This is a genomic window from Luteolibacter flavescens (assembly GCF_025950085.1).
Taxonomy (GTDB): Bacteria; Verrucomicrobiota; Verrucomicrobiia; order Verrucomicrobiales; family Akkermansiaceae; genus Haloferula; species Haloferula flavescens.
The window spans coordinates 34,468-55,432 of the sequence record NZ_JAPDDS010000006.1 but is presented as its reverse complement, the minus strand read 5'-3'; the positions used below and the strand labels follow the sequence as shown (position 1 = coordinate 55,432).

Annotated in this window: 15 protein-coding genes and 1 tRNA gene; 5 read left to right on the top strand and 11 right to left on the bottom strand. The window is 63.7% G+C overall.

Translation table 11 applies throughout. From position 1 onward, the window contains the following. Positions 1-92: 92 nt before the first annotated feature. Positions 93-356 carry a hypothetical protein gene (locus tag OKA04_RS12170; RefSeq protein ID WP_264501440.1) on the top strand — a complete coding sequence of 88 codons (264 nt, stop codon included), beginning with the start codon at positions 93-95 and terminating at the stop codon, positions 354-356. A gap of 454 nt (positions 357-810) precedes the next feature. Continuing rightward, positions 811-1,428 (top strand): hypothetical protein, encoded by a 618-nt coding sequence (locus OKA04_RS12165; RefSeq protein WP_264501439.1) that lies wholly within the window; start codon positions 811-813, stop codon positions 1,426-1,428. 115 nt (positions 1,429-1,543) lie between these two features. Here OKA04_RS12165 and OKA04_RS12160 read toward each other — a convergent pair whose 3' ends face one another. Further along, positions 1,544-1,924, bottom strand: a complete 381-nt coding sequence (locus OKA04_RS12160; protein ID WP_264501438.1) for a hypothetical protein — start codon at positions 1,922-1,924, stop codon at positions 1,544-1,546. Positions 1,925-1,975: 51 nt separating this feature from the next. Then, on the bottom strand, positions 1,976-5,614 hold the full coding sequence (locus OKA04_RS12155) for a family 78 glycoside hydrolase catalytic domain (RefSeq protein ID WP_264501437.1): 3,639 nt from the start codon (positions 5,612-5,614) through the stop codon (positions 1,976-1,978). 1,093 nt (positions 5,615-6,707) lie between these two features. On the opposite strand from OKA04_RS12155, the gene OKA04_RS12150 reads away from it, so the two are divergent. Next, positions 6,708-7,955 carry a hypothetical protein gene (locus OKA04_RS12150; protein ID WP_264501436.1) on the top strand — a complete coding sequence of 416 codons (1,248 nt, stop codon included), beginning with the start codon at positions 6,708-6,710 and terminating at the stop codon, positions 7,953-7,955. A gap of 160 nt (positions 7,956-8,115) precedes the next feature. Here OKA04_RS12150 and OKA04_RS12145 read toward each other — a convergent pair whose 3' ends face one another. Together OKA04_RS12145 and OKA04_RS12140 are read right to left on the bottom strand one after the other, a co-directional pair. After that, positions 8,116-8,997 (bottom strand): hypothetical protein, encoded by an 882-nt coding sequence (locus tag OKA04_RS12145; protein ID WP_264501435.1) that lies wholly within the window; start codon positions 8,995-8,997, stop codon positions 8,116-8,118. A 56-nt stretch (positions 8,998-9,053) separates the two neighbouring features. Then, on the bottom strand, positions 9,054-9,725 hold the full coding sequence (locus OKA04_RS12140; RefSeq protein ID WP_264501434.1) for a hypothetical protein: 672 nt from the start codon (positions 9,723-9,725) through the stop codon (positions 9,054-9,056). Between the two features lie 184 nt (positions 9,726-9,909). Here OKA04_RS12140 and OKA04_RS12135 point away from each other — a divergent pair, with 184 nt between their 5' ends. Beyond that, positions 9,910-10,182 carry a hypothetical protein gene (locus OKA04_RS12135; protein WP_264501433.1) on the top strand — a complete coding sequence of 91 codons (273 nt, stop codon included), beginning with the start codon at positions 9,910-9,912 and terminating at the stop codon, positions 10,180-10,182. 545 nt (positions 10,183-10,727) lie between these two features. Beyond that, positions 10,728-10,813, top strand: a tRNA-Tyr gene (locus tag OKA04_RS12130). A 323-nt stretch (positions 10,814-11,136) separates the two neighbouring features. On the opposite strand, the gene OKA04_RS12125 is transcribed toward OKA04_RS12130, so the two are convergent. From OKA04_RS12125 to OKA04_RS12095, 7 genes are all read right to left on the bottom strand, one after another. Beyond that, positions 11,137-12,045, bottom strand: coding sequence for a hypothetical protein (locus OKA04_RS12125; RefSeq protein ID WP_264501432.1), 909 nt, complete (start codon positions 12,043-12,045; stop codon positions 11,137-11,139). A gap of 279 nt (positions 12,046-12,324) precedes the next feature. Next, positions 12,325-12,936: a DUF4142 domain-containing protein gene (locus OKA04_RS12120; RefSeq protein WP_264501431.1), complete on the bottom strand. Its 612-nt coding sequence runs from the start codon at positions 12,934-12,936 to the stop codon at positions 12,325-12,327. Between the two features lie 401 nt (positions 12,937-13,337). After that, complete coding sequence (locus tag OKA04_RS12115; RefSeq protein ID WP_264501430.1) at positions 13,338-15,971, bottom strand: MGH1-like glycoside hydrolase domain-containing protein; 2,634 nt, start codon at positions 15,969-15,971, stop codon at positions 13,338-13,340. After that, the gene (locus OKA04_RS12110; RefSeq protein ID WP_264501429.1) at positions 15,968-17,566 is read right to left on the bottom strand and encodes an MGH1-like glycoside hydrolase domain-containing protein; all 1,599 of its coding nucleotides are present in this window, start codon (positions 17,564-17,566) and stop codon (positions 15,968-15,970) included. The genes OKA04_RS12115 and OKA04_RS12110 overlap by 4 nt, the downstream gene beginning before the upstream one ends. After that, positions 17,563-18,645: a helix-turn-helix transcriptional regulator gene (locus OKA04_RS12105; RefSeq protein WP_264501428.1), complete on the bottom strand. Its 1,083-nt coding sequence runs from the start codon at positions 18,643-18,645 to the stop codon at positions 17,563-17,565. The genes OKA04_RS12110 and OKA04_RS12105 overlap by 4 nt, the downstream gene beginning before the upstream one ends. A gap of 16 nt (positions 18,646-18,661) precedes the next feature. Further along, positions 18,662-20,158, bottom strand: coding sequence for a FecR domain-containing protein (locus tag OKA04_RS12100; RefSeq protein ID WP_264501427.1), 1,497 nt, complete (start codon positions 20,156-20,158; stop codon positions 18,662-18,664). 102 nt (positions 20,159-20,260) lie between these two features. Continuing rightward, positions 20,261-20,935, bottom strand: a complete 675-nt coding sequence (locus tag OKA04_RS12095; protein ID WP_264501426.1) for a hypothetical protein — start codon at positions 20,933-20,935, stop codon at positions 20,261-20,263. Positions 20,936-20,965 lie beyond the last annotated feature (30 nt).

The following is a 20,965-nucleotide window of genomic DNA, read 5'->3' as shown; positions in this document are numbered from 1 at the left end:
GCACAACCGGAGGATGCGGCGGCTTCATCCATCCTTGCAAACCCGGCCGGGAGATATCATCCGTGATGGGAAGCAGAGGATTAGGAAGGCAAATGCGGAATCGGAAAGAAATCATCATCCGGATCACTCTCGCGGTGGTCGTCGGCTCCGTGTGGGGAATTCTCTACACGCAGATCGAGGACACCAACTTTCGAAACCGCATCCTCTATCTTTACGTCATCATCGTCTCCGCACTGCAACTCGTGTGGTTTTACCACGAGAAGAAGAAGAAGAAGCGGAAAGCTGCCGGCCCCCTGCCTGAGAAACCACCCTCAGCCCCCGAGAGGGAGCGCAAGGTCGTCATCTCCGACGAGTAAGTGCAGCGCCCATGGGAGCGTTGGCCATCAGACCGGCCCGGACAATCCCTGACTGCGCGCATCGACCCACTCCCAGCCGCCGCAGGCGGAGCGCTGACTTTAGTCGGCGAGTGTCTTGGCAGCAGACCGCCGCGATATGGCTTCGCCGCACGCGGAGCGATGCGGACCACGATGGCCGCAGGTGAAGCCCAGCTCCTATGGTCACTTCGCCCGCCCGTCCAAGCCGGCTAAAGCCAGCGCTCCCGGCTCCGCCGATCCTTGTGCTGCCCTAGGAGCACGCGGCCAACGGCCCGTTTCGACAAATCGACAGCACATCACCATCCGTCACCCAAAGGCGGGAAAACACACCGAAAAAGACACACTCGCCCACCCGGCGGAACAACTCAAGAATCGTCACCTCCCATCTCCAATATTGTCCTTTTTGCATGTCTGGAAAGATGTCATGTCCCTCGCCATGAATCTCCGTTTCCTCTGTCGGCTCTTGCCCGTCCTCGCCCTCTTCATCACCGCCGACATCGCCTCGGCCCAAGGCGCCAAGGGCAAGCCTGCACCGATCACCGCAAAGGAAGTGGCCATCCATCCGTGGACCGCAAACCGGCGCGAGATGAAGATCGATCCGAAGATGAAGGGCATCTTCGACGAACATCGCGTGACCGTCACCGCAGGCAAGCAACAGACACGCATCCGCATCAAGGGTGAGATGAAGAATGCCGGCGGCAACGTCGATGGATCCCCGGTGCTGCACCTCGGCAAGATCGCCATGGTCCCCTATTCGCCGCGCTCCGGCACCATCAAGGTCGGCGTTTCCTCCGCCGAGGACAATGCGCGCTACCTCATCGTCATGGAAGTGGGCGAGGAGAAGCTCAAGACCGAGTTCATCGATCTGAAGGAGAAGATGGATTACAACTGGAGCATCTCCGGTGACGGCAGCCAGATCACCTACAGTGTCTTCCAAGGCGGGGAGAAGAAGTGGTCGCTCACCGCACCCGAAAGCGAGATCAAGGCATTCGGCATCGGCACTTTCACCCGCTTCGAAGGACAAAAGACGGAAGTCGATTTCACCATCGACTGATCCGGTCACCTCCCCTGGGAGCGCCGGTCATTAGACCGGCCCGAGTCATACTCGAATGCTGTTTTCATCAACCACTGATGAAACTGAGGAATCAGAGATTCCCTCGCCCCTGTGATCATGAGTTCCCCAGAGCGCGTTGCCGGCGAAAGCGCCACGCGAGAAAAGCGCCCCACGGAATCGCGAAGAGCAGCATGAGGAACCAGTAGCCGATGGATGGCCCGAACTCCTCCAGCGACCACGCCTTCGCGAAGACCTGCCCGTCCTCCGATGGCAGGCGGGCGGTGATCGTGAAGAAGTAGAGGTCCCGCTCATTCTCCCGGTCGAACTCCCCGACATACTTCAGCGCACCGCTCCCGCTGAGGATGCCTCCCTCCCACGGGCCATAGTGGCCGACCAAGGTGTCCCGATGATTCATCGAACGGCACCATGCGAATGCAAGGAATGCCAGGATCAGCACGCCGAACCAGAAGGACTTCCATCGGCAAACCGGACGCATGGCCACTCAAGCACGGTACCGGCCGCGCGGCATTTGACGAGCCGGGATGATTCAGGCGTCGGGAAGGACGTCCTTCCCGTCAAAGCCATCGCCGGAGATCAGCGAGGTATCCGCGGGATCCACGGGGACGAAGCGCACCGCATCCGCGATCACGTGCTCGTCCGCATCGTTCGTCAGCGTCACCCTGCCCTCCGCGCCGAAGTCGAATGCGAAGGTGCCCAGGTCCACCCACTTCCCGCCGTTCTCCTCCTGGTTCCGCCTCACGGTCGTCTCCCCGCCCGCGTGACGGATGGTGAAGGGTGCATCCGTCGCGCGGTTCCAGTGCGAGGTCCAGCGCGCCTGCACCTTGTAGTTGCCCGCCGCCGGGATGTAGGGGCGGAATTCCGCCGTCGAGTCACCCGTGCCCGCCACCGCGAAGGAGAAGCTCGCCCCGTGGCGCTGGTCCACCTCCGTGCTCGTGCCACGCGTCCAGCTCCCACGCAGGCGGGCACCCGGGCTGTCATTATCTACTAGAATGATCGTACCTGGCTTCACCAGCGAGGTGCCCGTGATGCGGAATTCATACGTGCCCGCGCCCGCAGTCAGGTGCACCGCCTTCTCATCCGCCCCCTCGTAGCCCAGGCCCTTCACGCCCGGACGGTAGGCCCCGCCGCTCCACACCGGCACGCCGCCCTCGGTGATCGTGGCATTCCCCACCCTCGACACCGGCACGTGGATCACCGCGCTCGCATTCGCAGGGACCGTGCACGTGAAGGTCACCTCCGTCGGCGAGACCACCTGCCACTCGCTCGCGATGCGGCCATAGGGAGAGTCGAAGTGTGCCTTCGCCGAGGTGAGATCGCCCACGATCTCCGGCTGGATCACGATGCGCTTGAATGCCGTGGAGCCCGGGCGAATCCCGGCCACATACTGGTAGAACCACGCGTCGAGGTTCCCCGCGAGGATGAGCAGCGCCTCGCTGTTCATCGAGGCATCACGCGTGTCGCCGTCCCAGCGTTCCCAGATCGTCGTCGCTCCCTTGGAAAGCATGTAGCCCCAGCTCGGCCGCGCGGTGCGCGTCGCGATGGTCCACGCCACATCCGAGCGGCCCTCCTCGCCCAGCACCTGCATCAGCCACTGCATGCCGATGAGGCCCACGGTGAGATGCCCGTGGTGCTTCACCATGATGTCATCCACCAGCCGCGCCAGCACCGCGGGCCTGTCCCCGTCCGGCACCAGGCCGAATTTCAGCGCCAGCACGTAGGCGCACTGCGTGTCCGACTCATAGACATGCGTCGTCTCATCGTAGAAGCGCGCGTTGAAGGCCACCTTCAGGTTGTTCGCCAGCTCGAAGAAGGTCGCGGCATCCGCCGTGCGGCCCAGCGTCGTCGCCAGCCGCTGCATGATGCGGTAGTTGTGATACTGGTAGGCGGACGAGATCAGCGCGGAGGAAGTATTGCCGTTGTTGATGCCCGAGGTGATCGTGGAGACGTCGCACCAGTCGCCGTAGCTCGCGCCGCGCAGCGTGCCGTCCTTCTCCTCGTGGCGGCGCATCGCCAGCACCCACTTCCGCATCGCCTGGTAGTGCTTCGCTGAAATACGAGGGTTCCCGTAGAAGTCCCCGATCCACTCCGGCAGGATGGTGAAGACGCTCGCCCACTCCACACCATCGCCCCAGTTCCAATACATCGAGACGTCGGGAATGGAGCCGTCCCCGCGCTGCGAGCGCGCCACGTCGTCCATCCACTTCGAGTAAAAGGCCGCCACGTTGAAATTGTAGGCACCGCTCTCCGCGTCCTTCGCCGGATCGCCCATCCACGACTGCCGTTCATCGCGGTCCGGGTCCATCGGCGCGCTCCGCAGGAACATCCGCAGGCCGCGCTTCACCGACCGGTGGATGTCATTCAGCAGCTCGTCCGAGCACTCGAATGCCCCGGCGTCCTCCACATCCGTGCTGATCACCAGCCCCTCGAAATTCGCGAGCACGGGTGCCTCCGGCAGGCCGCTCACCTCGAAGCGCCGGAAGCCCTGCCCCTTGAAGCGCGGCGTCCACACCTCCACGCCCTCGCCCTTGAAGGTGTAGCGGTCCGTGCACAGCGCGCTGCGGTTGTCCGCGATCTTCAGCGTGCCATCCGCATTCAGGCTATACGAGCTGGTCATGCTCACCGTGGTGCCCACCGGCGCGCTCGCCTTCAGGCGGATGGTCCCGTAGAAATTCTCGCCCATGTCCACGATGTACTTCCCCTCCGTGGGATTCGTAATCGCCACCGGCTCGATCACGCGGACCACGCGCATCGGCTCGATCATCTGCGGCGCGACCTGCGGGCCCGGTGCCGTCACGGCGGTGGCCGCCGCCCACGCCGAGTCATCGTAGCCCGCCGCCGCCCAGCCCGGCATCTCCTTCCGCGCGTCGTATTCCTCGCCGTCGTACTCGTTGTTCGCGGTGATGGGGCCGTCGTCGGTCATCTTCCACGTCGGGTCGCTCTTCACCACCGTCGCCCTCGTGCCATCGGTGTATTCGATGTCGATCTGCAGCAGCAGCTTCGGGAAGCCGAAGTGCTGCGTGGGTGCCGGCTCGCTCAGCCGCGGCGCGTGGAAGCGCCCGTTCCCCAGCACCACGCCCACCGCATTCGCATCCGGCCGGATGCGGTCCGTCACGTCAAAGGTGACGTAGTAAGCCGTCTTCGAGTAGTCGGACAGCGCCGGGTCCATCACATGGTCGGACACCTCCTCGCCATTGAGGAAGAGATCGAAGAAACCGAGCCCGCACACATACGCCGTGGCACGCGCGATTTCCTTGTTAGAATCGCTGGTGAAATCCTTCCGCAGGTAGCGCGCGGGATTCCGCCCGTGGAGCGTGCCCCACGGCGCCATGCCAAAGCCGCCCAGCGGCATCGCCGCGCTCCACGTCTTGCCGTCCGTGCTCGCCTGCCACCGCGCGTCCGTGTGGATCTCCATCGGTGCCGCATTCGCGAAGTCCATCTTCAAGCCCGCGATGAGGCCCGCGGGATTCGCACCGGTGCCGATATTCGACGCGGTGATGGTGATCACATTCTCGCCCGCCCGCAGCAGCGGCGCGATGTCGAAGCGGCCCGGGTGAGTGAGATCGCTGCCCTCGCCCGCCTTCGTCCCGTTCACGGATACCTCGAAGCCATTGTCCGCAGCGACCGTGAAGCTCGCCCGGGTAGGGGCCTCCACCAGCGTGAAGCTGCGGCGGAAGTGCCGCGTGCCCACCGGCGCGCTGCTCGCCGGGCTGCCCTCGGGGAACCAGATCCACTGAGCCCTTGCGATCCCCGCATGCCACGCAGCGCTCTCCTGCCCGATCCACTCCCCGGACCACGACGGGATGCCGGTGGCAAAGGTGGCCGTCTCGCTCCACGCCGAGGCCGCGCCCTCCGCATCCCAGATCCGCGTGCGCCATTCGTAGCGCCGACCCGGCTCCAGCGCCGGCCCCGCGTACGGGATGTGGATCGATTGCGAGGACATCACCTTCCCCGAGTCCCACACGCCATCCACCACCACCTGATACGCCGACTGCGTGTCGCCGCGGACGTCCGACGTCATCCACCAGCTCAGCCGCGGCTGCGCCACCTCCACGCCCGTCGGATTTGCCAAGTCCTCGCACCTCAGCTTCGTGACCGAGGGTGCCGCATCCACGACCGCCGATCCGGCGAGCGTCGTGGCGAGGAAGGAGACGAGGTATCGTGGCATGGCGGACGGGGGATGGGTTCAGAAAGCGAGGAAAGGATGCAGCGGGAGCGGGCGGCAAGAGACCGGCCCTGTCCTTGCGGGTGCGGATGCGACCCCTTGATCCCACAGGTTTTCAGGGATTTCGCCTATTCATCCTCCTATCACTCCGACACGTCGCGCGGAATGGAAAACTTGGAATTTGGCATGTATATTCTGGCGAAATGGATCTTAGTTTACCTCCGCGTCCCCCGGTCATCCGGGATCTTGAATACGCATGTTTTTTCGATGAAAAGACGCCTTTCTCTTTTCCAAGAGACGCCATCCCATGGCTAGCCATCAAACAAACCATGTATTCCTTGGCAAACTTATTAGACCTACAAAAATACCTAGGCTCTCACCATTTCTCCCCTGTCTCCTTCACTGACCTCCAGCCTCCCACCAGCTCTCGGCCCAGGCAGAGGCAGCAGCTTTTCTCCGGCAGGAGCATCGGCTCACAGCCCCGGCAGGGGCATCGGATATTAGCCGGTGGCGTGAGCCACCGGATCCGCGTCGCCAACGAAAACACAAGCCCCGGCAGGGGCGACAGAAGCCCCCATCCCCGATCGCCCCCACTAGGAACACCCTACCGGCCGCATCCGCCGACCCTGCCGGGGCGGCATACATCATTGCCCAGATACCCGGTGGCTCACGCCACCGGCTAATATCCTGAGGTCCCCACCGGGACAAAAATCCCCTCACTCCAATCACTCCAATCACTCCAATCACCCCAATCACCCCAATCACCCCAATCACCCCAATCACCTTCCTTCGCGACCTTGGCGTCTTGGCGGTTCATCATCCCCCCGTCCCGACTTCTTCCTTTCGTCAATTTCGCCCGTTTCGTTGTCGCCATATCCCTCCGCAGCAAGCTGCACGCCCCCGGAGATGCCCACGGGCCGCTCTCATGTCCTTCACCGATCACCGCGCACAATTTCCCACCGTTCCCCCTACCACTTTCCATAGTAAATCACGCCACAAACCCCTGATTTCCCAATCTTTGCCTTGGCACCCTTGAATTTCGCGCGCAAATCCATCCAAGAAGCCTACCTTCTCCTGCGTTCAGACCTGTGACCTCATGACTGAAGAATCCGACTACGTCACCCCCAGCCGCCCCCGCCGATTCGGAGCCGGAGCCTTCTCCATTTCCGTCATCATCCACCTCGTCTTCCTCATGCTGGCGGTCTTCTACTTCGTGAAGTGGGTCGAGCCCCCCGAGGAAAAAATCGACTTCCTCCCCGGCGGCGGCGGTGGTGGCGGCAACGAGGGCCAGACGGTCAGCAAGATCAAGGCGCAGCAGCGCATGATGACCTCGCCCGCCCTCTCGAAGCGCATCGCGGTCGCTGGACCCGCCTCCTTCTCCCTGCCGGACGCTTCCCCTGACTTCGCGAGTGCCTCGATGCCCATGGCCATGTCCGACGCCAGCTCCGGCTCCGGCGGTGGTGCCGGCGGCGGCCGCGGCACCGGCATTGGCAAGGGCTTTGGCTCCGGCAGCGGCATGGGCAGCGGCCCCGGCGTCGGCCAGGGCTTTGTCTCCACCTCCGTCTTCGGCGGCAAGCAGGACCGCTCCGACGCCCTCGCCGGACACCTCTACGACTTCAAGCAGGACGAGAAGGGCAAGGCCGTTGAATACGATATCGGCAATGCCCAGCACTTCATCACCCGCGCCCACGACCTGCAGAACCGCCGCTTCCGCGACTCCGCCTTCCGGAAATTCTTCAAGGCGCCCGACACCCTCTACCTCACCCAGCTCGCCATCCCCCTCCGCCCCGCGGACGAGGGCCCGGCCCTCTTCGGCGCCGGCGACAAGATGAAGCCCTCCGGCTGGCTCGCCCACTACCGCGGCAAGATCAAGGCGCCCCGCACCATGAGCTTCCGCTTCGTCGGCTCCGCGGACGACTACATCGCCGTGCAGGCAAAGGGCCGCCTCCGCCTCGTGGCCGCCCGCCCGGAGCTCCAGGCCCCCGTGCAGGACAAGTGGGAGCCCGCCGCAGGCAGCGACGCCTACCCCGGCCCGATGGGCACGCTCGTCTTTGGCGACTGGATCCAGGTCCGCGCCGGTGAAGAGCTCGAGATGGACCTCGCCATCGGCGAGCGCCCCGGCGGCGTCGTCGGCTTCCTCCTCCTCGTCGAGGAAAAGGACAAGGAATACCGCACCGCCGGGAATGGCCGCCCCATTCTCCCCATCTTCACCACCGAGGCCATCGTCGATCCCATCCGCGAGCGCATCACCAAGGGCTTCCCCGATTGGGAATTCGAGTGGGACAATGTCCCCGTCTTCACCAACCGCAGCGGCCCCGACCCGCTCGCCGATCCCTTCCGCTGATACCGGACCGGGAAAGCAAAAGCACCAGGCTCACCAAAGCGGCGACAGCAATGTCGCCGCTTTTCTTTTCCCGCGCCGCAGGCGGAGCGCTGGCTTCAGCCAGCGAGCAACAAGATCGGATCACTACACCCTGCGATCTTTTCCAATCAGATGATGTTGTCTAAGGTTCATCCAAATTCCGCGCACCGGAAGCATTCTTGATAATATTCAGCGTCCCGTTGACTCGATGATTCCGTCGATCGACGTAGATCCCCAACTCAATCAATCCATATTCTCCAGTATCACTTTTAAAGGCAATGTATCGTCTCAGCATGGAAGGCCACTCCTCATCATCCTTGGATGCTTCATATTTGAGATTCCCGACATAGCCGGAATCCGGAGCAATGACCGGAAACTCGATGCCACAGTCCACGATCTGCGCACCCTCGACGCTCAATCCAATCTTCCAATCGAATTTCTCACCTAGGACAGGCACTTCCACAGCCCGCACCGGATCCAAAACCAAAGTTCCCAGACCTGCCACCGGGACCCTGATTGATCCCTCATTCCAGGCAAATGAAAGGCGTGGCGAATCTATCTTCTCAAGACGGGCAGCTCCTTCCGGCACCATGAGAAAAACCACGGGATTTGCCACGTCCGGAAGGTGAGGCTGAGGAACCCCACCATAACCAAAACTACGACCATCGCTCAGGACATCGCGATAGCCTCCTTTCCCCAGGGGCCCCACTATCAAAATCATGCCAGCCCGGCGGCCAATTGAGAAAGACCCGTCACTCTTTGTGACGACCGATGAATTGAAGGAAACCTGCTTCGGTCCACTGAAGATGTACGATCCCGAAAGGACCTTATATTTCACATCAACATCCCCCAATGGAGCACCATTCTCGTCAACAACCTTACCGTGAAACTCGATGGGGACATTCTGCATCCTCACAAATGCCCGAACCTCGCTCCCACTGAACCATGCAAACATGAAGACGATACCGATAATCGTACATATCAAAAAAGCGAATTTCTTTATGACCCTATATTGGATGTTCATGTCTTCAATCGCCTAAGGCCGTCGAGCCCCGTGGGGTACACCTCATTCTAGCCCCCTCACTTCTCCCCCACCATCCGCGCTGTCGCCGCAGGAATCTTCACCTTGCCCTTCAGCGCCGGGTAGAGCGTCGCCAGCTTTTCCTCATTCACCGTCGCCGTATCCGCGAAGACCCAGCGCTCGCCGCCGTCCTCCGAGATGGCGATGAGGTGGGAAGTCGCCACCACCTTGCCCTGCGGCGTCGTCAGGTGCGTCGTCGTCGGCACCAGCGTCACCAGCAGGCCGCCGTGATTCTTTGGCTCCTCCGGCATCGCCGTCGTCGCCGAGTCGATCGTCACGCCGCGGCGCTTCAACTCGCCCTGGCCCTGCTCCATCATCTTTTTCAGCGCATCGCGGCCACCCATCAGGTCCATCAGCTTCTTGGGCACGAAGGGCAGCGACGCCTCGAAATCGCCTCGCAGCGACGCCTGTGAACACGCATCCGCCTGGACCTTCACCGTCCGGGCCAGCGACTTGGCCTCCGCAGCCGGTGGCGTCTCGGCACCTGTCGGGGCTGGAGCGGGCGCGGGCGTGTTTTGTGGCACCTCCTGCGGCGCCTGCTTTGACTCGGCCGCCGCGGGATTTCCCTCGGGAGGAGCCGGCTTCTCCTGCGCCTGCAAGCCCCCCGCGACCACGAGGGCCGCGCCAACAAAAGACCCGCAAACCGGCATCAGGGAACGCATCGCAAACATGCCCACCGGCATACCCCCGATTTCTTCCAATACAAGGCCCCGCTTTCCGGACTGGCGGACATACCGAGGGTGCGGAGAGCGCCGCAGGCGGAGCGCTGGCTTTAGCCGGCGAGTATCCCCGCGACAGCCCCCTCCGTCACGCCCTCAACCATACGCGGAGCGATGCGGACCACGATGCCCACCGGTGAGCCCGGCTTCCAATGGCCACCTCGCCCGCATGCCCAAGGCCAGCGAAAGCCAACGCTCCGCCTGCGCCGCCCTCCGGCCTTACCCCACCGCGATCCCGTACCACCCCATCAGCCACCACAGCGCGCCGCCCATGCACGTCGTCACCATCGTCACCGCCCTGGGCCGCAACGGATGGGACACCAGCAGCACCAGCGCCGTCCACGGAAAGACCGACCACAATACCGGCCCGAACCACGGGAAAATCCCCCGCCCGCCGAAAGGCCCCTGAAAAATCACCCCCATCACCTCCGCACTCCGCCCCGGCCCCGACTGCGGAAATCCCAGCGAAAACGTCAGCGCCCCCACCCCCATCGCCAGCAAACACACCCCGATCCCAAACCACCGCTGCCGCACCATCGCCATCACCCCGCCATCCGCCCTCGCGAACGCGCATCCACCCTCCCCCACTCCCGCCGTCACCTTTGATCGCTCATTCATGGCCGCATGATTTCCCACGGAATCCACCGCTATCCCTTTTCTCAACCAACCGACCTCCCGGATCAAGACAAGACCACGCCCACCGCCCGCGGTCTCCAACCCCGTCCACGCCTCCACAAGTCTCCCCCCATCATCCCCGGCACCCACCGCCACAGCAGCCTCCCCTCACCCCCCCTCGAGCCCCAGCCAAAACCAGGAATTCCCCGCTTTCACCCCTCCTGCACCCTCCCTAACAGCTCCCCGCGAAAATAAACCCCGCCCATCGCAAATAATGATCGGTTTTCCCTTGCCAAAGCCCGCCCCCCTCCATAGCTCTTTGCCCCCGCCGATACAAATGGGTAGGTGCCCGAGTGGCTAAAGGGGGCAGACTGTAAATCTGCTGGCTAACGCCTACGCTGGTTCGAATCCAGCCCTGCCCACCATCCTCTCCCTGAGAGGACTGCGGAGACGAAAAGAGACGCTTTCTCCGAGCGCCCCGACCGCCGGTTTTGATTTCCGGCAGCTTCCCCGCAAATTTTGGATGAGCCCTCTCGCTGGTCGCCCAATCGCATTCTGATGCGCCGCTTCGTTCTGACGGTGCTTCCGTCCTAAGCCCGTCGGGCTGTGAGGTGCTTTACGATGGGTTGGCGGCGCGGGGAGAGCAGCATGCGTCGGATCCGGAGGCCGAGGAAGTGACGCGCAGATTCCAGCCCGGTCGCATGATTTTCACTGGCAATTCAGAGAGACGACGTGGAAGCGGGACTCGTCACCTCCATTTTCTTAGGAATACCCAAAGGAGGCCAAGCGCAGCCCCGACCATCACAGCCACCCATGGCCATCGCCTGGATGAAAGAATTTCGCCGTTTATTGTCAGCGGTGGTTCCTTTGCCTTTCTGGCCGCCGGTTCCTTGAAGCGGGAGGGGATGGCGGCTTTTTCTGGCCGGCTCACCTTTTTTTGATTTTCGGGCGTCGCTGGGGCGAGGCCGAGGTGTAACAGAGCCACTTGAGGAGTGAAGTCCGTGTTGTTCTCGGCTCTTACCTTATCTTCATCCAGATACCAACAATCGCTCATATCAATTCCATAGCCGACAACATCCTTCCATTTCGCGTCTGGATCTACCAAGTAATCAGCCAGCAGGATCGCTTGCAGGTTCGGAAGTTCGCGGGGATTAGCTGAGCGAATTTTTATTGCCTCTTCCTCACTCACATAGATTTTATCCTCAGTGATCCGAGGAAAAGAAAACCAATACTGGATGATTTCGTAGGGCTTCTCATCACTTACCCGAAGACGCTCTTTGTCTCCAAAAGGATATTCATCAAGTGACGTCTGTCCATTTTTAGTAACCGATCTCGCAATACCAAATGAGATTGACTCGTCATACGGACGAAGCATCCGATTCTCCGTAAAATCAAAAACATCCCATGAGTGACCCCATCTATTTGAATTCAGCGTTGAGGCAATAAATACTTCCGATCTACCATCCCCCGTAACGTCCATCTCCAATCGCAGCAGATATCCACCATTTCTATTATCATCCCACTTTATCTTGTCATTGTGCCCGCCTTGCACGTAAGATAAAACCATTGGAAGCAACAACTCATCAATCGCGGAATCCCTGACTGAAGCCTCCAAGGGAGAAAACAGTAAAAACAAGAAAGCAAAGTTGAACCTCATTACTATATTAATCACCACATCAATCTACCTACCGTCACAATAAATTCACACAATCGAAACCACCACAGTCGATTTCATCTAAGACTCATCCCGTGGGATTGATCTGCTGACAATGCCCGGATTCAGGGAGACAGGCAACTTTTTGCGGCTCAAAAGAACATACAATTTTTTTCAAGCGGGCCAGTGGCGGCGAGCTTCCAGCTAGGCCGGTCGCAGAAGGCGGATTTTATACGTGCTTCGCCATCCGTCCAAGCCGGCTGCGCCGGGCTTCTGGTGAACTTATCCCAGGGTCGCCATTTCATCCTGGGCCACGGTGATGTGGATCTCGATGAGGGGCAGGATCATTGCGGCGAGAGATTTGAGCGTGGGGTCGGTCGCTTGGAGCTGGACCTTGGTCATGGTCTTCTTGAGTTCCTCGTGGCCGCGGACTCCGACTTCCTGCAGGTAGAGCCGGTCGAAGCCGTCGCCGATGGCTTCCAGTTTCTCCAAGAGCTCCTTTCCCTGGTCGTCGAGTTCGGTGGGCAAGGTGAGGGATTTTCTGGTGGCGACTTCCTTGAGCTTGGCGGCGATGGCATTCTGCTCCTTCGCTTCCTCTTCCGCGATCAGCTTCACCTCGGTTGCCCGCGCTTTCGTCGCGGCCAGTTCGCTCGCTTGCAATTGGGCGAGGCCTACAAGTGCCAGCTCCCCTATCAGGGCCCGGTCGACGGCGGACAATGGGGCGTCGACGGTGAGCAGGGCTGCGATCTTCTCTCCTGCTTTCTCGGTGGTCTTCCTGAAGTCGGCCGGCTCCATCTTGCCGACCTTGCCGTCATCGCGTGCGAAGAGTGGCGCTTGGAGTGCACCGATCACTGCGGCAATGCCGGCCCACTTGATCAGGAGTTTCGTGGTCATGCAGCCCGCTATCGCAGGTCAGGTGCCACGTCTGGACGGGCATCGTGTGAAGGCTGATCACCGGGTGTTGCAGGCCAGATGGTGATGGAGCGTTTTCACGCGAGGTCGTGGCCGCTTACTCGATATCGCGGGTAACGGCAGCTTGAAGGTTTCGGGCCTTTTATTTCACCGCGAAAGGACGCGAAGATGCGCGAAATCCAAAGGCAAGGGAGAGAATCCGATCTGAAAATTTCGCGGTATTTCGCGTTATTCACGATTCGATCTCTTCGGTGAATCCAGTGAGGCGGCGATAGCTCGAAGCGGGATAGTCTAACAAAACGGCAGCGTGCATCGAGTCGGCCACCGGATGACGAGAGGGTGCGGATCGCAAGCCCGGACATTGCAGATTCCTTGCCGCCCGATCATTCCGCGACAGGCAAGGTGGCGCGAAATCTGAAGAAGGCGGCATCCACGGACGATACGGGGTCGGCGCTGCGGAAGCGGCGGAGGACGGTGCCATCGCCGCGGGGAATGGCGGGGAGTTCGACGACGGACAAGCTCCCGGTTTCCCAATCCGCGAGGCTGGCGGAGAGCTGCGGCTGCAGGGTGATGTTCTGGGGCGTCTCGCGGACGATCGCTTCGACGTGGAGATGCTTCGCGGAATCAACCGGCTGGCCGTCCACCGGGGCGATCCACACGCGCGTGGACGGGATGGAGGATGACGACGAGGGATCGGTGGCGGAGAGATACTCGAGCAGGTTGTCCGAGCCATCGCCATCGGGGTCGGCGTCCGCGGCGAGTTGCTGCTGGTCCGGATGGCCGGGGAAGAAAGGCGCGGCCCATCGCTGGATGGCATCTGGCAGCACGCCCTGCACGGCACCGGCGGACGGTGACGATGCGATGCGGATGCCATCGGCGAAGACGTGGAGCCCCTGGCCCGCGCCATAGTGCAGGCCGGTCTTGTCGTAGAGGATCGTGAGCTGGTGGCCGCGGTAGGCGACCTGGTCGAGGCAGAAGTGGTCCCACACGTAGCCGCCGCCTGCATCCAGCGGCACCAGCGGGGCGACTTCCACGATGTCATCGGCACGCGGCTTCAGACCGATGAGGCCGGTGATCACGAGGTCGGCGAAGCCCGAGTGATTGTAGGAAAATCCGCGCGGGGCATTGCCGGGCTGCACGCCATTGCCGCCGATGTGCGTCCACAGCCCGCCACCCGGTCCGGCGGAGGTCATCGACTCATCGATCCAAGACAGCGTGCGCGTCTCAGAGCCGCGCGTGAGGGTGAAGCGGTGGCTGTCCGAGTAGGTCTTCAGTTGATCGAGGTAATTGCCACGCGTCACGTAGGGCTGCTGGTGCTCGTGGAGCAGCCGCGCCATCGCCTTCAGCGTGATGGTGGTGGCGAAGGGCCAGACCGGGCCATTCCACTGGCAGCAGCTTCCGAGCTGCCCGGTCTGGTAGCCCGCCTCATCCGTGGCCCCGCTGGTGAGGCCGTGGCTCGTGGTGAATCTCCAGAGGTGCGACCACGCACGGTCGTAGTCCACGGCGGCGTCCTTCTCCGGCAGGCCGAAATACCACGGGGTGAATCCGATTTGCTCGCGGCGATCCTGCACCGGGTAGCGGCCCTCGTCATTGAGCGCGGCCACGGTGCCGCCGTAGATGTCCGTGTAGGAGGCGGACGGCGTGGCGGCGAGGGAGACATTCGCACCGCCGGTCGAGAAGACGCGCCACTCCAGCGTGCCCGCGGAAAAGCCCGGCTGCAACGACGCGGCCAGCCGTAGCCGCGAGGTGGTCACGGGCTCGATGGCGACGCCATTGTAGACATCGCGCTCCACCGCATAGGTCTGCCCCGGCTTGCGGACGCACGGTTGCCACGCCGTACCATTCCAGTACTGGAGCTCCCATGAGCCGGGCACGCGGGTGCCGCCATGGGGCCGGTCATCGTAGAAATAGACCTCGCAGCGATCCACGGTCACGGGACTGGCGAAGTCATACTGCACCCACTCGCTGGTGCCGAGGTGATCCGGTGCCCACCAGGTGTGGCGCGGCGTGCCGGAGTCCGCGGAGGAGGACGGGCCGTCATTCCCGCCGGAGCCGTAGCCGGTCTTGAAGAACTCGTCACTCTCATCCCACAGCCGCGTCTGCACGGCCTCGCGGAGATCCTCGGCGAGGCCGTCGTAGCGGGTGGCGGAGGCGAGGTGCGTCGCGGCCTGCGCCGGCTGATGGCGGGCGGCGATGCGATACATCTCCGCCGTGGCGCGCGCGTCGCCGTAGAGGTAGCTGTTGATCGAGGGGCGCTTGCCGCTGCCGCCATAGCTCACCTCCATCGCGTCGCGGTCGTCATTCTGCCAAAAGAGCCGGTCGGCGGCATCGTAGCTCGCCTGCTGGGTCTCCCCGCCGGGCCGCGAGTCCTTCAGCACCCAGCCCTGCCAATTCGAGTCAAGGGTGAGGCGGTTCGTTGGAGACGAGACCATCTCGGTGACCAGCGCGTCATCCGGCATGACGAGGTGGCGGGCCAGCGTGGCGTCCGCCAGCCACGCGCTGTAGCGCCGGGGATTCGCCGCGGCGTGGGTCATCCAGTAGCGGATGTAGTCGCGGCTGACCTGCGGGTCATCCAGCCAGCGCGCCTCGTAGAGCTGGTGGCCCACCGGAGCCACGATCGCATTCGTGGAGTCCGCCCATGGCACCGGGTCGATGTACTCGGTGATGATGAAGTCCGGAGCGACCGGCGTGCCGATGTTCTTGATGTGCTTCCGGAAGGCCCACCAGCGGTAGTACCAGGTCTTCTCCAGCGCGGCATCGGGCACGTCCAGCAGCGGGATCCTGGTGCGCAGGTAGTCCGCCGCAGCGGCATTCTTCACCCACTGGCCGCCGTAGGTGCCGTGGTTCACCTGCGAGACCGCGGCGTCCGTCGCGACATTGAAATACCACCGGTCCTCCTCGCGGAAGACATCGAGGTGGGCATCGACCTGTGCGGGATCGAGGATCAGCGGCGCGCCCGATGCGGAGGCGGCGAAAAGAGAGCCTAACAGGACGGCGCGGAGGGAGAAGGCATTCATCGGGCAGGCAGGACGGCGGAGAGCTTTCCAAGGTCGGGGCGAGAGGCGATGACCTTGCCATCCACGATGAGGCGCAGGCCCTTCCCGCGTCCGTAGCGCAGGCCGTCCTCATCCCACACCACGGACACCTCGCGGTCATGATAGCGCACGCGCTCCACGCTGAAGTAGCGCCAGCGTCCGGGCGGCAGTAGCGGGTCGATCTCCAGCTTGTTCCCCACGGCGGGCCGGATGCCGACGAGGCCAGAGAGGATGAGATCGCAATACGACGAGTGGTTGTAATCCTTCCCACGCTCGCGGATCGGCGAGTGGCGCTCGATGAGCAGCTTGCGGGCGAGCCATTCGCCGCTGTACGGATCCTGGTTCTCATCGATCCAGGGAAGCACGGTGCCGTCTGCCGCTGTCAGCCTTTGCGAGCGGGTGTAGTTGGCCAGCAGCTTGAAGTAGTCGCCGCGGGTGAGCGGTTGCTTCCCGCCTGCGTGGAGGACATTGGCGAGCGACTTCAGCGTGGCGGAGGTGAGGTAGGGCCAGCTCGGGCCATTCCACTGGCACTCGTGGCCGGTGCCGCTGATGGCGAACTGCGGGTGCGACTGCTCCGCGGTGGTGAGGCCGTAGGGAGCGAGGAAGCCCTTCGAGTCCGTGAGCAGCCGCCACGCGCGCGAGTGGCGCTCGCCGGTATCCGCCAGCCCGGTGAGCCACGGCGTGTAGCCCAGCAGCTCGGAGACGTCCGCGCGCTTCTCCCCCTCGCTGCCCGGCAGCACGCGGAAGAAGCCCGCATCGTCATCCCACATCGTGGCCAGCACGCGCTTGCGGAGGTCGTCTGCCTTCCGGTCGTACTTCCCGGCGAGCGAGGAATTCCGCGCGAGGCGTGCGATCTTCGCGATCACGCGCGCATCCCCGTAGAGGTAGCTGTTGATCGTCGGGCGTCGGCCCGAGCCGCCGATGGACACCTCCATGCCGTCCGCATTGTCAGTCTGCTGGAAGAGGCCGTCGGCGCAGAGATGCGTCGCCTCCCAGCCCTCGTAATTCGCGACCAGCGACGGCAGCAAGTCCTTCAGGAAAGCCTCGTCGGGATGCACCTCGTGCAGCTCCCACAGCCCGGTGCCGAGCCAGGTGCTGTAGCGCCGCAAGTGCCCGCCATCCGTCTTGCCGAGCCAGAACTGCAGATTCTCGCGCATGATGCCGCGGTCGCGCAGCCAGCGGCCCTCCATGAGGTGGTGGCCCAGCGCGCAGGAGATCGTATTGTGCTTCCCGGCCCAGGGCACGGGCGGGAGGAACTCGGTGATCACGCGCCCCTCCGGCGTGGCCTTCACGTGCTTCCGATAGACCCACCAGCGGAAGTAGTAGGTCCGCACGAAGTCCTCGTCCGGCGCGTCGAAGAGCGGGATGTTTTCCTTCAGGAAATCGTAGGCCTGCGCATTCGGGATCGACTGCGGATAGAGGTCCGTGTCCCGCCCATTGAACTGCTCGACATGGTGTCGCAGGCGCTCGACGGCAGGCACCGGCCCGGCGGCAGACGTGAGGGAAGCACCGGCGGAAAGCAGGCACGATGCCGCGGCGAGAAAGCGGGTGCGAAGGGTGGCGCGGAGGAAAGTCATGGGCGGGCCTTGAGCTGGTTTCTGAATTCGGTGGGTGTATTGCCGGTCCACTTCTTGAAGACCTCCGTCATGTGCGCGGAGGAGGAGAAGCCCGTGAGTTCCGAGATCTGTTCCATGCCGAGGCTGCGGTCGGAGAGGCAGGTTTTCACCCGCTCGATGCGGTGCCACTGGATGAGGTGCAGCACCGAGACATGCAGCGTCTCCTTCACGCGGCGCTGGAGCACGGAGCGCGAGACGCCGGACGCGCGCGCGACGTCGTCCACGCCGATGTCGCGCTCCGCGGCATCCCGGATGAAGGCGAGCGCGCGCTCCACCTCCGCGCATCCGGACCCGGCGAAGGGATAGGTGCTGCGGCGGTGGGCGATGCCGTGCGGCGGCACCTCCAGCAGCGGCGGCACGGCATCGCCCCGCATCGCCTTCACCAGGCATGCAGCGGCCAGCCAGCCCATGCGGCGCGAGGACTCGATGCCGGAGGTCAGCTCCAGCGCGGCGGCCATGCCCGGGGCATCGCTGCCGGTCATCCACAGCGATCCTTTCGCCGCGAGCCTCACCTCGTGCAGCGGCAGGGCGAGCAGCGGAGAGGTCAGCAGCACGCCGCAGCGGCCTGACATGAGAAGGTCCCGCACCTGCCCGGGCAGACCGCGCGCGGGATCGGAGAGTTCATGGTGATGGCACGGCAGGTCCCATCGTGCGATGGCCCGTTGGAAGCTTTTCCACATCGCGAGGTCCCCTGCCCTGCCGGAGGAAATCATCACCGCGCGGGCGACGCCTTGTCGTGCCAACAGATCACCCGCCGCCATGCCCGCGGCGCCCGCGTCCTCGCGGATACGGCACACCGCCACCTCACGCGCGTGGAATTCCTCCCCCACGCCGACGACAGGGACTCCCGGCGGTGGCGCACCACACGGGCGACCGAGGAAGATCATGCCGTCCGTCTCGCCTGCGAGCGGGGGCGAGCTGTCTGCCATGCGATAGTCCACCTGGTATCCGGCGGCCCCGAGGAAGAAGTCGCCGACGCCCTTCATCCGCAGGATGGTGCGCTCGTCCGCGTCGGACAGGATGACGGTGATCCGCTTCATGAAAGGAAGGCGGGCATCACTTCGCGGGCTCGAGCGGCAGGACCGTGCGCCAGTCCGAGCCCATGCGGAATTCATCGAAGATGCAGACGTAGCCGCCCTCATGGACGTAGTGCCCGGAGCGCAGTCCCAGCAGGTCGAACTTCGGCACATCCTGCCAACGCGCATCGGCATTCGCGGGCGGTTCCGCGAGGCCGAGCGGAGGATCGATCCAGACGTCGGTCACCTTTTTCAGGCGGTCGATGCGCAGGACGACGAGCACCGTCTCCTTTCCGAGCGGGATGCCGAGCGGCGTCTCCATTTCGCGGGACTTCCCGGGCACGGTGGTCCCCTCGTGGATGCAGAGCCCGGACTTGAACCATCCATCGCCGACGAAGAAATGCTCCCAGCGGCTTTCTGTTAGAAACGACAGTCCGGCATAGGCGGTCTCGATGCCATGGTCGGGATCGGGCAGCCGCATGAGGAAGCTGACGTAGCTGCTCTCCGTGCCGGTGTCGCGGCGGTCCCGCATCTGGATGAGGCACTCGAAGTCACCGACCGTCGATCCGGTCATGATCGCGTGCGGCGTGGTGCGCAGCGTGTAGCCGCCGGATTGATAGGTGAGGCCATCGGTGACAATGCCGCCGCGCAGCCTGAAGGCACCGGACTCCGCGGGCGTGCTGTCGCCCGGCTTGGCCGTCGCGAGATCCCACGTGTCCATCCACGATGGCGGCGCGGTCGAGGGCTCCGCCGAGGCGCGGGCATTCGCACTGGCGATCTCGTGAAGGTCGAGCGGCGTGTCGAAGCGATGCTTCAGGAAGTCCTCCGCGGCCATCTCACCGGACGCGACGGTGGCGGCCTCATTCTCGAAAAGCAGGCGATCCTTCCCGCCTGCCTCGACGCGCACGGAGCCCTCGTTCACGTAAACCTCGGTCGAGCCATTGCGCGGGCGGGCCACGGTGAACTCCGTGCCGAGATCGATCACGCGGCCCTCCGGCGTCTCCACCTGGAAGGGACCGAGGCGGCCATCGACGCGCGCCTTCAGCAGGCCCTCGTGCATGAACATCTTCCGCTCGTCGAGGATCTCGAAGGCACCGGGGCCCTTGATTTCCACGCGGGCACCGGAGCTGAAAACCATGGCGATCTCGTCCTCGGGCCGCAGGTCGTAGCGACCGCGCGGGACCATTTGCCCGACCTTGAAGCCACCCTCGGCGCGGGATTCATAGACCGTGACGAATGCCGCGACGGATGCCGGTGGCGCGGCCGCACCGGGGCGCAGCGCCTGCCAGGTGAGCACACCGCCCAGCCCCGCGACGAGCACCACACCGAGCGCACCCAGCCTTCCCCGCGAGAGGAATGGCCGGGGCTGGGCCTCGCGTGGCGAGCCCCCCGCGGGCAGACCGGTGAGCAGGGCGGGCGCGGCGGCGAGGCGGGCGAGCGCGTCCGGCTCATCCAGCACCCAGTCGCGAAGTCCCGAGGCGGCCTCTTCATTCAGTCTGCCCTCGTCGATCTTCCGCAGCGCGTCTTCCAGATTCATGGTCTCGTGGTCGGGGTGAAAATGAGGGTGAGGGTTTTCCGTGTCCTCGACGGTGGCAGGTGGCTTGCGGCGTGACAATCCATCAGGAATGCGGCGGACGCCTCAGCGACGCTTCCGCACGAGCAATCCGGCCACACCCAACAGCCCGAGCAATGCGACGGATGGCTCCGGGATCTGCGTCACCGAGAAATTGTCCAGCGGCGCGAAGGCACCACCGCCACCGGTGCCGCGGATGGCCACCCAGACCTCGGTGCCCTCGGCGAGCGCCGAGAGATCCAGCGAGCCGCTGCGGTAGCCCGCGGATGCGAGCGATGTGGGATTTCCCAGCGGGCTCAGGCTGGATGCGGAGCCGATCATGGCGAGGCCCGCACCGGCGATGTCCACGCCCTCGGAAGCCCCCGGGAAGGCTCCGGCGTAGAAGGAAATCGTGAAGCCGGCCGAGGCATTGTTGTCCGCGAAGACACCCTGATAGACCTGCCACTGCGCGGCGGTGCCGGCGGAGCTTTGATAGGTGCCGAGCGATTGATAGACATAGCCATCGCCGCGCATCGCGAGATGGCGGCTCTGTACGTAGCCATTCGCGGGATCGCTCTGGATGGACTCCGCCGCATTGTTCCACTCGACGAAGCCGCCGACGGAGCTGTCGAACCAGCCGGCCACATTCAACTGCTGGCCGGTCAGGCCGTCATCGAAGTCACCCGCGGTGACGGTGAGCGCGGCCCGGGCGGCGGGCAGCGAGGCCATGGCGGCAGCGATGAGAAGGAGGGAGGTTTTCATGGGTTTGGCGGTGGTGGGTTTTGTCGGCGG